Source organism: Loktanella salsilacus (genome assembly GCF_024206795.1).
In the GTDB taxonomy this organism is placed as follows: Bacteria; Pseudomonadota; Alphaproteobacteria; order Rhodobacterales; family Rhodobacteraceae; genus Loktanella; species Loktanella salsilacus.
In genome coordinates this window covers 1,784,760-1,796,913 of record NZ_CP072994.1, presented here as the reverse complement: position 1 = coordinate 1,796,913, position 12,154 = coordinate 1,784,760, and the positions used below count along the sequence as shown (strand labels likewise).

Sequence of the window (12,154 nt, the reverse complement as noted above, 5' to 3'; positions counted from 1 at the left end):
CTCAGGCCTCCTGCGGAGCTTCAGTTGCGTAGATATCGGTCCAAAGCTCTTCCAGCGCGGGCTCCGGGCTCTCTTTCGAGAATTCGGCGGCCTCGTTGACGATGGCTTTGATGTCCTTGTCGATGGCCTTCAGGTCATCTTCGGTGGCGTGCTTGCCGGTCAGCAGCATCTCGCGGATCTGCTCGATCGGGTCACGCTCGTCGCGCATCTTTTGCACTTCTTCGCGGGTCCGGTACTTCGCCGGGTCCGACATCGAATGGCCGCGGTAACGGTATGTTTTCACTTCAAGGATATACGGACCCTTGCCAGCGCGGCAGTGCGCCACGGCCTTTTCGCCAGCAGCCTTGACCGCCAGAACGTCCATGCCGTCAACTTCTTCGCCCGGAATGCCGTAGGCCGCGCCGCGTTCCCACAGGGATGGCGACTTGGTGGACCGCTGCACAGATGTGCCCATCGCGTACTGGTTATTCTCGATCACGAAAATCACCGGCAGATCCCAAAGTTCCGCCATGTTGTAGGTCTCATAGACCTGGCCCTGGTTCGCCGCGCCGTCGCCGAAATAGGCAAAGGTCACGCGGTCGTTGCCAAGGTATTTGTCGGCGAACGCCAGACCGGCACCTAGTGGCACCTGCGCTGCCACAATGCCGTGGCCGCCGTAAAAATGCTTTTCCTTAGAGAACATATGCATGCTCCCGCCCTTACCCTTTGAAAAGCCGCCCTCGCGGCCCGTCAATTCGGCCATGATCCCCTTGGGGTCCATGCCGCAGGCCAGCATGTGGCCGTGGTCACGGTAAGATGTGACGCGCTTGTCGCCTTCCGAGGCAGCAGCCTCTAGGCCGACGACGACCGCTTCTTGTCCGATATAAAGGTGGCAGAAGCCACCGATCAGGCCCATGCCATATAGCTGGCCCGCCTTTTCTTCAAAACGGCGGATCATCAGCATTTCGCGGTAATGACCCAGCAATTCCTCGGCAGAGACGTTCGCCCCGCGTTTTTGCGAATTGGTATCTGGCTTCTTCGGCGGCATGGTCGCTCCCTCTGCGCTAGAACAGATAGTTTAGTGTTAAACTAACTAGGGATGATAAAGCCTGAAGTGACGTAAGGCAATCCGATCACGCGGATTTATGCACGCCGCCTGTGTCCGGTGCTGGCTACGGTTATTGAATGACGATTTCGTCGGTGCGGACCATGCCCAGCACATCGCGCGCCTGCTCGTCCAGCAGGTCCAGATCAAGGAAGTCATCTGACAGGCGTTTGGTCAGATTCTCCATGCCATCCAGTTCGATCTGCAAAGCCGCCAGTTCGATTTCCAAGGCCTGCGCTTCAGCGTCCACTTCGGCACGTTTAAAGATGCCATAGTCGCCTTGAATGGCGGCAAAGGTGAAATACAGCCCCAGCATCAGGGTCAGCAGGAAATAGATTAAGGTGCCCAAACCGGGGCGGCTGCTCTCGTTCATACGTGCCTCACTCGCGCCTCTGACGGGCGCATTGCAGGCAAAATTGCATACCTAAGCGGGCGGTAAAACAGCCTTTTCGCCACGGTTGCAAATTGAATTGCAACCGTGGCACGCAAGACTCAGCCTGCGATGGACGCGGCGTGGATCGTGTCGATGGTCTTGGCAATCGCGGCGTTGAATTCATCGTCGGACTGCTGCGCCGACAAATCCTGCGTCAGCGCGCGGCTAAAGCTGGCGATGATGCCGGGGTTGATCGCAAGGCGGCGGGTCGCCTCGGTCAGATCATAGCCGCCGGACAGGGCGACGACGCGCATGACCTTGGGGTGATCGACCAGCGGCTGATAGGTGCCGGCGACTTCGGGCAGGGTCAGCTTGATCATGATCTCAGCGCCCTCTGGCACGGCATCAAGGTGGCGCAGCACGCTATCCAGCAGCATCTGTTCCGCCTCTGCCTTGTCGGAAATGCTGATCGTCACTTCGGGCTCTAGGATCGGCATCATGTCGTGCGCCAGCACCTGATTGCCGACCTCGAATTGCTGCGCGACGATGGCATCAATACCAGCGGCATTGGCGGCATGAATGACCGACCGTTCTTTGGTGCCGAACACACCAAGCGCATGGGCGCGGTCCAGCAGCGCATCCAGACCCGGCATTGGCTTCATCATCTGAACGCCATTCGCTTCGTCTTCTAAGCCTTTGTCGATCTTCAAAAAAGGCACGACGCGCTGCACGCTCCACAGGTGCTCTGCCGCAGGCTGGCCTGCGAACTGGCGGTCCATCGTATCCTCGAACAGGATCGCGCCGACGACCTGATCGCCGTTAAAGGTTGGGGCTGCGACGATCCGGGCGCGCATCGCATGGATCATGTCGAACATTTCCGCGTCAGAGCCAAAGGCGTCTGCGTTCACGCCGTAAGCGGCCAGCGCTTTCGGGGTCGAGCCGCCGCTTTGGTCCAGTGCTGCGATAAAACCGTTACCCGCGCGGACCTGCGCTGCCATGTCCTTGTTCACACTATCACTCCCGTAGAAATTGCTTAGGCAAAATGCCCCCGGCCATTGCATAGGCAGGGGGCAGCGGAGTGACAATTATGGTTGCGCTAACGCTAACCAGTGATAGCGCTAACGCGTAGGTTTAGTCCGAAAGAGCGGCAACACCCGGCAAGGTTTTGCCTTCCATCCACTCCAGAAACGCGCCGCCAGCGGTGCTAACGTAAGTGAAATCGTCCGCCGCACCTGCCGCGTTCAGCGCTGCAACCGTGTCACCGCCGCCTGCAACGGAAATCAGCTTGCCGTCCCGCGTCAGGTCAGCCGCCGCTTTGGCAGCCGCGTTGGTGGCGGCGTTGAATGGGTCGATTTCAAACGCGCCCAGCGGGCCGTTCCAGACCAGAGTCTTGGCCCGTTCCAGCGCCTGCACGATATGCGCGACAGAATCGGGGCCAGCGTCCAGAATCATCGCATCGGGCGGGCAGTCCTCGGTCTTGACGGTTTCATTCGCGGCACCTGCCTTAAATTCACGCGCCACAACCACGTCGCGGGGCAACAGAATCGCGCAGCCCTTTTCCGCAGCTTTGGCCGCGATATCACGGGCAGTTTGCGCCAGATCATGCTCGCACAGCGATTTGCCAACATCGATGCCGCTGGCCGCAAGGAACGTGTTCGCCATGCCGCCGCCGATGACCAAGACGTCGACTTTTTCGACCAGATTGGACAGCAGGTCGAGCTTGGTCGACACCTTCGCGCCGCCAACAACTGCCACGACGGGGCGTTCGGGGCTGCCAAGCGCCTTATCCAGCGCCGACAACTCCTCTGCCATCAAGCGGCCAGCGCAGGCGGGCAGCAGGTGTGCAAGGGCTTCGGTGCTGGCGTGGGCGCGGTGCGCAGCCGAAAACGCGTCGTTGACATAGACATCACCAAGGGACGCCAGACGCTGCGCAAAACCTGCGTCATTCGCCTCTTCACCGGGGTTAAAGCGCAGGTTTTCCAGCAGGGCCACATCGCCAGCCGCCAGTTTGCCAACCGCTTCGCCGTAGCCGCCGTCGATAAAGGTGACGTCCAGGCCCAGCGCGGTGGACAATGCCGGCACGATCTGCGCCAGCGACATTTCGGGCACGACCTTGCCCTTGGGACGGTCAAAGTGCGCCAGCAGGATCGGCGTGCCGCCTGCGGCCAGAATATCCTTAACCGTCGGCACGATGCGGTCGATCCGCGTGGTGTCAGTGACTTTGCCGTCTGCGACAGGCACGTTAATATCCACCCGCACCAGCACGCGTTTGCCGTTCAGGTCCATGTCATCAAGGGTCTTCCAAGCCATATTGGCCTCCATCCGCTGTTTGACGGTATTCCTGTGGCAAGGTTGCGCCCGCGTCAACCGGGCGTGACTTGGCATCGGGGCGCATCCACCATATGTCATCGTCAAGTTTTCAACAAAGAGGTGCCCCAATGGCCGATATCAAAGATCCAGAAAACACGATCATCATGACCCTGAAGGACGGCGACGTCGTCATTCAACTGCTGCCCGACGTCGCCCCCAAGCACGTTGAGCGCATGAAAGAACTGGCCCGCGCTGGCGCATATGACAACGTCGCATTCCACCGCGTGATCGACGGCTTCATGGCGCAGACCGGCGATGTCGAGCATGCGAACATGGAAAAGGACTACAACCCCGGCCGCGCTGGCACTGGCGGTTCTGATATGCCCGATCTGCCTGCAGAGTTTTCCAAAGTGCCGCACGCCCGCGGCGCACTGGGTGCGGCACGGTCCGCCAACCCAAACTCGGCCAACAGCCAGTTCTTTATCAGCTTCAAAGATAACGATTTCCTGAACGGCCAATACACCGTTTACGGTCACGTCATCGAAGGTATGGCCCATGTCGACGCCATCGCCAAAGGCGAGCCGCCCCGCAACCCCGACCGCATGATCTCGGTCAAGGTGGCTGCCGATGTTTAAGCTGGCAGCAGCGCTGACCGTTCTGGCCGCGCCTGCGATGGCGGACGGTCTGGACATCACGGTCGCGGGTCAGGCCAACGGCACGATCCACATCGATCTGTTTGAAGACACCGCACCGCTGCACGTCGCCCAGATCGAGGCGATTGCGAGTGAAGGCGGCTATGACGGCGTCGTCTTTCACCGCGTGATCGAGGGCTTCATGGCCCAGACTGGCGATGTCGAGTTCGGCAAAGTCGACGGCGATACAGCCCGCGCTGGTATGGGCGGGTCCGAATTGCCCGACATTAAAGCCGAGTTCAGCAACGAGCTGAGCTTTGACCGCGGCGTTGTCGGCATGGCCCGCAGCCAGAGCCCGGATTCGGCGAACAGCCAATTCTTTATCATGTTCGCGCCCGGCCCATTTCTGGACGGCCAATACACCATCGTCGGTCAAGTCACCGAAGGCATGGATGTGGTCGATCAGATCAAGCTGGGTGACGGCCCGAACGGGTCCGTCATAGGCGCGCCCGACGTGATGACCAAGGTTGTCGTGACCGAATAAACACTACGGTGTTTAAAAAAACGGAGCGGGCCCTGCGGGGCCCGTTTTGCTGTCTGCCATGGATGGTTCTGATGCAGGCATCTGTGCCAGAGGCGCGGGTAGGAGCCTCCGGCGGGGATATTTTTAAAACAGAGAGACGCTCAGGTCCCGCAGAAGGTGGCGGTGACGACCTCTTGCATGGTTGGCGGTTTAGCGAAGGGGGCACGGGCGGCGGTCAGCGGATCAAAGGGGTGGGTGACGGCGCGCAGTAGCGCATGAAAAGGGGCCATGTCGCCGCTGGTGGCGGCGGTGATCATCGCCTCGATCTGGTGATTGCGCGGGATGATCTGCGGATTGGCGCGTTCCATGATCTGCGCGTAATCCGGGGCGCGGCGCTGTTCCCAATCGCCGACCCACGCGGCAAAGGCGTTGCGGTCGGTAAACTGATCTTGCGCATGTGGCCCGGCCAGATTGGCAAAGGTATTGGTGAAATCAGCGCCGTCTTGCGCCATCAACGTCAGCAGGCGCTGGATCAGGTCCGCGTCGGCAGGTTGCGGGTCACTTAGTCCGATCTTTGCCCCGAAGACCTGCACCCAAGCCGCCTGATAGAGGTCCGAGAAGCGGTTGATCCGCTGCGTGAAATCCTCGATCGCGGCGTCTTGGTCCGGCATCAGCGGGATCAGCGCCGTGGCCAGTTGCGCCAGGTTCCAGACCGCTATTCCGGGCTGATTGGCATAGGCATACCGGCTACCGCGATCAATCGAGCTGAAGACTTGGGCCGGGTTATAGGCATCCATAAAGGCGCAGGGGCCGTAGTCTATCGTCTCGCCGCTGACGGCCATGTTGTCGGTGTTCATCACGCCGTGGATAAAGCCGAGGCCCATCCAGTGGGCGATCAGCTGCGCCTGCGCGGCGACAACGCCGCTGAGCAGGGCCGGAATGCCGTCTGCATCCGGGTAGTGGCGCGCGATGACGTGATCCGCCAGCGCTTGGAGCGCGGGGATGTCTTGCCGCGCGGCATGGACCTGAAAACTGCCGACGCGGATATGGCTGCGGGCCACGCGGGTCAGGATGCCGCCGGGCAAGGCGGTCTCTCGCATGACGTCTTCTCCGGTTGCGACGGCGGCGAGGGCGCGGGTGGTGGGCACGCCCATGGCGGCCATCGCCTCTGACACCAGATATTCGCGCAGCACGGGCCCTAGCCATGCGCGGCCATCGCCGCCGCGGCTGTAGGGGGTGCGGCCGGAGCCTTTGAGCTGGATGTCGCGGCGGATGCCATCGGTGCCAATGACTTCGCCCAGCAGAACGGCGCGGCCATCGCCCAGCTGCGGGTTCCAGTTGCCAAACTGGTGGCCGGCATAAAGCTGTGCCAGCGGGGCGCTGCCGTCTGGCACCACATTCCCCGACAGCACCCGCAGGGCACCGTCACTGGTGACCCAGTCCGCGTCGATCCCCAACTGCGCGGCCAGATCCGCATTGACGGCCAACATCTGCGGCGCGCGCACCGGGGTCGGGGCCTGCGCGGTAAACATCTGCGGCAGCAGGCGCGAGAAGCTGTTGTCGAAGTCTATCACAGCGGATCCGTCATCATGCGCACATCGCGGACCGGGCGAAATCCGGCGCGGGTACAGAACCGCGCGGCGGCGTCTGGGTCAGCGGGGGGCAGGATGGCGTGCATCGCCTGCATGCCCGCGCGGCCCAGATTGACGGCGACGGCGTGCAGCACTTCTGTGCCGATGCCGCGTCCCCGGACCGAGGGGCGGATGTAGCATTCCTCGAGCCAGCCGACCATGCCGCCATGGGCCATCGACCAGCCAAAAGTTACCATGACATAACCCAGCGGGCTGCTTTTCGGGCCAATGAGCCAGACCGCGCCAAGGGGCGAGCCGTCCAGCAGCGGGCCGGTCACTTGTGCGCGGTGCGCGTCGTCATAGGGCAGCGCTGCGTCCGCGTGATAGCGGGCCATCAGGTCCATGACGCGTTCGGCCTCAGTGGGACCGGCAAGGGCGATTGCGGTGCTCATAACCGGGCCAGACGGTCGGTCAGCAGGGCAAAGAAGCCGTCGGCGTCCAGATCCCCCATGAACATCGCGTTGGGCGCGCGGTCCGTGACGCGCCACCAATCGGCGACGGTCATGCCCAGGGTCAGATCAGAGCCGGTTTCCACGACCACATTGACATGGCGGCCTTTGAACAGGTCCGGTTGCAACAGGTAGGCGATCACACAAGGGTCGTGCAGCGGCGCGCCTTCAGAGCCGTATTTTTCCTTGTCGAAGCGTTCGAAAAAGTTGGTCCATTCGGCAACCATATCGCCTACGCGGGTGCCCATGGCGCGGAACGCGTCGACGCGGGCCTGTGTGGTCAGCGCTTTGTGCGTCACATCCAGCGGCATGACGACCAGCGGCACCCCAGCTAAGAAGACTTCGGCGGCCGCCTCTGGATCGACGTAGATGTTGAATTCGGCGGCGGGCGTGATGTTGCCGACTTCGAAATAGGCGCCGCCCATCAGGACGATTTCCTGCACGCGTTCAATGATATCGGGCGCTTTGCGAAAGGCCTGTGCGATGTTGGTCAGCGGGCCAAGCGGGCACAGCGTGATCGTGCCGCTGGGGGCGCTGCGCAGGGTGTCGATGATGTAATCAACGGCGTGTTCCGCCTGCAGCGGCATGACCGGGTCCGCCAGTTGCGGGCCATCAAGTCCGGTTTTGCCGTGCACATGCTCTGCCGTGACCAGTTTGCGCACCAGCGGCGCTTCGCAGCCCGCATAGACAGCCATATCGTTGCGCCCGGCCAGCTCACATACGATACGCGCGTTCTTTTGCGTCAGCGCCAGTGGCACATTGCCCGCCACGGCGGTGATGCCCAGCACCTCCAGCTCTGGCGAAGCGAGGGCGAGCAGGATCGCGACGGCGTCGTCCTGTCCGGGGTCGGTGTCGATGATAATCTGGCGGGGCATGCGTTTTCCTTGCGATTTGGCGCAGTGTGGCGGGGTGGACGGGCAGGGGCAAGGGGGCCGTGTGGTCACGCGCAAAGGCTTGCACACCCATTTTGGACCTAAGCGGAACGAATGCTGCCCGGCATGCGTTTGCAAGGTATAGATTTTCAACAAAAGGTGACTGTTATGACCAAATTATCAACCGCTCTGCCCGTTCTTGCTGCCCTTGCCCTGACCTCTGCCTGTGCGGGCACGGGTGCGATTGACGCTGGCAACGGTCTGTCAAAAACGCTCGATCAGATGCAGCTGCAATACCCCGGTATGACGCAGGAAATTTATGCGTCCTTTGACGCCGATGGGAATGGATTGCTGGATAGCTTCGAACAACAGGCCGTGTTCCAAGAATCGTCTAGCCCCGACGGTATCGGTGGCACCGCGGGCGCGCTGAGCATGGACGCTGTCCCGTCCTAATGCATTGCAAGGATTGATCCGGCGCAGCGCCGGATCAATCTGTTTTGTTTAAACGTGGCTTTCCTTGCCCCGCGCAAGGGCGGCAACGCCGGTGCGGGCGACCTCTTGCAGGCCAAGCGGGCGCATCAATTCGGAAAAAGCGTCGATCTTTTCAGGCGTGCCGGTGATTTCGAACACAAAAGATTGCAACGTGCTGTCCACGACGCTGGCGCGGAAAATATCGGCAAGGCGCAGCGCCTCGACCCGCGCTTCGCCTTGGCCCGCGACCTTTAGCAAGGCCAATTCCCGCTCGACCGACGGGCCATCGACCGTCAGGTCGTGAACCTCGTGCACAGGCACGATCCGGCCCAGCTGCGCCTTGATCTGCACAATAACCTGCGGGGTGCCGGTGGTCACAATCGTGATCCGCGACAGGTGCCCGGTGTGGTCGATTTCGGCCACGGTCAGGCTTTCGATGTTATAGCCGCGTCCGGCAAATAGTCCGATGACGCGGGCTAGAACCCCTGGTTCGTTCTCGACGATGACCGCCAATGTGTGCCGCTCGATGGTATCCCCAAAGGTCGAGCGGAGGTCATAGGCGGAATGGCTGCTTGCGCCTTTTTTGATGTTCAGTGCCGACATGTTCGTATCCTTATGTCTCTGGCGAAAGGGGGGGGCGAAGACTTTTCACTGCGAAAAGTCTTCTGGGGTCAAATGCCTTCATTACGAAGACGTTTAGACCAGCACTGCCCCTGTTGCCGTGATCGATCCTTGCACCTGCGCATTGGCCAGCAGCATTTCGTTATGCGCCTTGCCCGACGGGATCATGGGGAAGCAGTTTTCGTGCTTTTCCACCAAGCAGTCAAAGATGACCGGGCCGTCATAGGCAATCATTTCCTTGATCGCTTCGTCCAGATCGTCGGGGTTGTCGCAGCGGATACCCTTGGCACCAAAGGCTTCGGCCAGTTTCACAAAATCAGGCAAGGCTTCGGACCAAGACTGGGAATACCGCTCGCCGTGCAGCAGCTGCTGCCACTGACGCACCATGCCAAGGCGTTCGTTGTTCAAGATGAATTGCTTCACCGGCAGGCGATACTGCATCGCCGTGCCCATTTCCTGCATGTTCATCAGCCAAGACGCTTCGCCGGCCACGTTGATCACAAGGCTATCGCGGTGCGCCATCTGCACGCCGATCGACGCAGGCGTGCCGTAGCCCATGGTGCCAAGGCCGCCCGATGTCATCCAGCGGTTCGGGTCCTCAAAGCCAAGGTACTGCGCGGCCCACATCTGGTGCTGGCCGACCTCGGTCGTGATGTAACGGTCGTGGTCTTTGGTCAGCGCCTCAAGACGGGACAGGGCGTATTGCGGGCGGATGATCGGGCCGTCCTGCGTAAACCCAAGGCAATCCTTGGCGCGCCATTCGTTGATCTGCTTCCACCACTTCGCGACGGATTCTTTCTCGGTCTTGCGGCCTTGGGCCTTCCAGACCTTGAGCAGGTCTTCGAGCACGTGGGCCACGTCGCCAAGGATCGGCATATCAACTTGGATCACTTTGTTGATCGAAGACGCATCAATATCGATATGCGCTTTCGTCGACTTGGGGCTGAACGCATCAAGGCGGCCAGTGATCCGGTCATCAAAGCGCGCGCCGATGTTGATCATCAGATCGCAGCCGTGCATCGCAAGGTTTGCCTCGTAGGTGCCGTGCATGCCCAGCATGCCCAGCCACGCAGGACCGGACGCTGGATAGCAGCCCAGACCCATCAAGGTGGACGTGATCGGAAAGCCTGTTGCCTCGACCAGCTCGCGCAGCAATTGGCTGGCCGCGGGGCCAGAGTTGATGACGCCGCCGCCGGTGTAGAACAGCGGGCGCTTGGCTTTGGCCATCGCCTCTGCCAGCTCTGTGATCATGGCAATATCGCCTTTGACCTGCGGCGCATAATGCGACTTGCGCTTGGACTTCTCGCTATAGGTGCCATTGGCGAACTGCACATCCTTGGGGATGTCGATCAGCACGGGACCCGGACGGCCAGAGGTCGCGACGTGGAACGCCTCGTGAATGGTATTGGCCAGCTTATCCGTGTCCTTCACCAGCCAGTTATGCTTGGTGCAGGGGCGGGTGATGCCAACGGTGTCGGCTTCTTGGAAGCCATCGGTGCCGATCATAAAGGTCGGGACTTGGCCCGTCAGCACGACGATAGGAATGCTGTCCAGCAGCGCGTCTGTCAGGCCGGTCACGGCGTTTGTCGCGCCCGGGCCAGATGTCACCAGCGCCACGCCGGGTTTGCCGGTGGACCGGGCATAACCTTCGGCGGCGTGAACTGCGCCTTGTTCGTGGCGGACGAGCACGTGCTGAATGCTGTTTTGCTGAAAGATCTCGTCATAGATCGGCAGAACGGCACCGCCGGGATAGCCAAAGACCACCTCGACCCCTTGGTCGATCAAAGCCTGCACCACCATTTTCGCGCCAGTCATCGTCTTTGTCATCGTCTTGTCCTTGTCAGCGGCACATCGCCTTTGGTCGTATCGCACAAAAAAGCCCCCGTGTTTGGCGGGGGCGCATGGGAAACCTGAATGGTCAAACCGTCACCGGCCCATGCGCATCTTTCCTAGAATGAGTACGACCGTTTTCATGCGGGTTTCCTTTGCATAAAGGTGTTCTAGGCGGCGATTGCGGCAGGGTCAACCGCCGCAATGGAGAAAATGTCGCCGCCCGCACATTTTTCGCAACATTCGTAAAGCGCAGCGCTACTTTTCGCGTTTTGCGAAAAGCGCAGCCCCCGCCAGAAGAAATAATCCACCAACCGACAGCTTTGACCCTTTGCGCGTGACAGGAGCGGGGCGGTTTTCTGGCGCAGGATGCGCGGCCGACGGCTGCGTTTTTTGCGCGGGTGTATCCGCAGCATGACCACCTTCCAGCAGGTCCGCATCGGCGGTGTTTGGATCCGTGCTAGCGGGGCTAGGGTTCTGTTTGGCCTGCGCTTCGATCTCCGAGTCGATCTCGGCCCCCAAAAGCACGATATAGGCGGACAGCCACAGCCACATCAGCAGGATGATCACGCCGCCCAGCGCGCCAAAGGTTTCGTTATAGCTGCCAAAGTTGCTGGCATAGAACCCAAAGGCCATGGACCCCAGCAGCCACAGGATGCAGGCAATCGCAGCACCCGGCGTGACCCAGCGCCAGCGGCGATCGGTGCGGGCAGGGCCATAGCGATACAGCACCGCCAGCCCGGCTGCGACCAAGATCAGCACGACAGGCCAGCGCACCAGCATGACGAACCATTCGGTGTCAGCGGGCAGGCGCAGAAAACTTAGGACAATCGGAATCGCAACCAGCACAAGGACGATGCCGAAAAAGCCTGCGATCAGTCCCAGCGTCAGGCTGCCTTTGACCAACAGAGTGCGCAGGAAATTGCGGGGTTCAGTGACGTCAAAGGCGACGTTCAGCCCCTCGATCAAAGCGGCCATGCCAGCGGTGGCGGAATAAAATGCCGTGCCCAGACCAATGATCGCAGCAAGGCCAAGGCCGCCGCTGTCGCTGCCGGCGACGGACTTTGCCTGATCAATGACGATCTGCGCAGCCTCTGTCGGGATAAAGCGGGTCAGGGTTTCCAACTGGGCGACGATGGTGGCCGGGTCGGTGAAAAGTCCCGCAAGGGCCATTGCCGCCACCAGCCCCGGAAAGATCGCAAGCAGGCCGTAAAATGCACAGCCTGCTGCAATTAACCCGACGTGGTCTTCGCCAAGTTCGGAAAACACACGCTTGAGCAGCGCAAGCCACCCCTTGGTCGAAATATCGGCGGGGTGGGCGGTGGCACCGGGCATAACACATCCTTGATCATTCCGTG

Annotated in this window: 13 protein-coding genes; 3 read left to right on the top strand and 10 right to left on the bottom strand. The window is 60.9% G+C overall.

Features of this window, described 5'->3' with window-relative positions; translation table 11 throughout:
* Position 1 precedes the first annotated feature (1 nt).
* From pdhA to KBW81_RS08805, 4 genes are all read right to left on the bottom strand, one after another.
* On the bottom strand, positions 2-1,027 hold the full coding sequence (gene pdhA / locus KBW81_RS08820) for a pyruvate dehydrogenase (acetyl-transferring) E1 component subunit alpha (protein ID WP_090187582.1): 1,026 nt from the start codon (positions 1,025-1,027) through the stop codon (positions 2-4).
* A gap of 130 nt (positions 1,028-1,157) precedes the next feature.
* Entirely contained in the window at positions 1,158-1,457 is a 300-nt protein-coding gene (locus tag KBW81_RS08815) for an FtsB family cell division protein (protein WP_090187585.1), read from the bottom strand.
* A 119-nt stretch (positions 1,458-1,576) separates the two neighbouring features.
* Positions 1,577-2,455 (bottom strand): fructose bisphosphate aldolase, encoded by an 879-nt coding sequence (locus KBW81_RS08810; RefSeq protein WP_254249028.1) that lies wholly within the window; start codon positions 2,453-2,455, stop codon positions 1,577-1,579.
* Between the two features lie 133 nt (positions 2,456-2,588).
* Complete coding sequence (locus KBW81_RS08805) at positions 2,589-3,767, bottom strand: phosphoglycerate kinase (protein ID WP_254246915.1); 1,179 nt, start codon at positions 3,765-3,767, stop codon at positions 2,589-2,591.
* Positions 3,768-3,895: 128 nt separating this feature from the next.
* Between KBW81_RS08805 and KBW81_RS08800 the strand changes: the two genes are divergently transcribed.
* Both KBW81_RS08800 and KBW81_RS08795 read left to right on the top strand, forming a co-directional pair.
* Positions 3,896-4,402 carry a peptidylprolyl isomerase gene (locus KBW81_RS08800; protein WP_090187589.1) on the top strand — a complete coding sequence of 169 codons (507 nt, stop codon included), beginning with the start codon at positions 3,896-3,898 and terminating at the stop codon, positions 4,400-4,402.
* Positions 4,395-4,943, top strand: coding sequence for a peptidylprolyl isomerase (locus KBW81_RS08795; protein WP_254246914.1), 549 nt, complete (start codon positions 4,395-4,397; stop codon positions 4,941-4,943). The genes KBW81_RS08800 and KBW81_RS08795 overlap by 8 nt, the downstream gene beginning before the upstream one ends.
* A gap of 140 nt (positions 4,944-5,083) precedes the next feature.
* Here KBW81_RS08795 and KBW81_RS08790 read toward each other — a convergent pair whose 3' ends face one another.
* From KBW81_RS08790 to KBW81_RS08780, 3 genes are read right to left on the bottom strand one after another with little or no spacing between them, the layout of a single operon-like run.
* Positions 5,084-6,454 (bottom strand): protein adenylyltransferase SelO, encoded by a 1,371-nt coding sequence (locus tag KBW81_RS08790; protein ID WP_254249027.1) that lies wholly within the window; start codon positions 6,452-6,454, stop codon positions 5,084-5,086.
* A 38-nt stretch (positions 6,455-6,492) separates the two neighbouring features.
* Positions 6,493-6,945: a GNAT family N-acetyltransferase gene (locus tag KBW81_RS08785; protein WP_090187594.1), complete on the bottom strand. Its 453-nt coding sequence runs from the start codon at positions 6,943-6,945 to the stop codon at positions 6,493-6,495.
* Positions 6,942-7,877 carry a nucleoside hydrolase gene (locus KBW81_RS08780; protein ID WP_254246913.1) on the bottom strand — a complete coding sequence of 312 codons (936 nt, stop codon included), beginning with the start codon at positions 7,875-7,877 and terminating at the stop codon, positions 6,942-6,944. The genes KBW81_RS08785 and KBW81_RS08780 overlap by 4 nt, the downstream gene beginning before the upstream one ends.
* 165 nt (positions 7,878-8,042) lie before the next feature.
* On the opposite strand from KBW81_RS08780, the gene KBW81_RS08775 reads away from it, so the two are divergent.
* Positions 8,043-8,327: a hypothetical protein gene (locus KBW81_RS08775; RefSeq protein ID WP_254246912.1), complete on the top strand. Its 285-nt coding sequence runs from the start codon at positions 8,043-8,045 to the stop codon at positions 8,325-8,327.
* A gap of 48 nt (positions 8,328-8,375) precedes the next feature.
* Here the strand turns inward: KBW81_RS08775 and ilvN are convergent, their stop codons facing one another.
* From ilvN to KBW81_RS08760, 3 genes are all read right to left on the bottom strand, one after another.
* Entirely contained in the window at positions 8,376-8,948 is a 573-nt protein-coding gene (gene ilvN / locus KBW81_RS08770; protein ID WP_090187604.1) for an acetolactate synthase small subunit, read from the bottom strand.
* 93 nt (positions 8,949-9,041) lie between these two features.
* Positions 9,042-10,793, bottom strand: a complete 1,752-nt coding sequence (locus KBW81_RS08765; RefSeq protein ID WP_090187607.1) for an acetolactate synthase 3 large subunit — start codon at positions 10,791-10,793, stop codon at positions 9,042-9,044.
* Between the two features lie 261 nt (positions 10,794-11,054).
* The gene (locus KBW81_RS08760; protein ID WP_254246911.1) at positions 11,055-12,131 is read right to left on the bottom strand and encodes a YihY/virulence factor BrkB family protein; all 1,077 of its coding nucleotides are present in this window, start codon (positions 12,129-12,131) and stop codon (positions 11,055-11,057) included.
* Between the last annotated feature and the right edge of the window lie 23 nt (positions 12,132-12,154).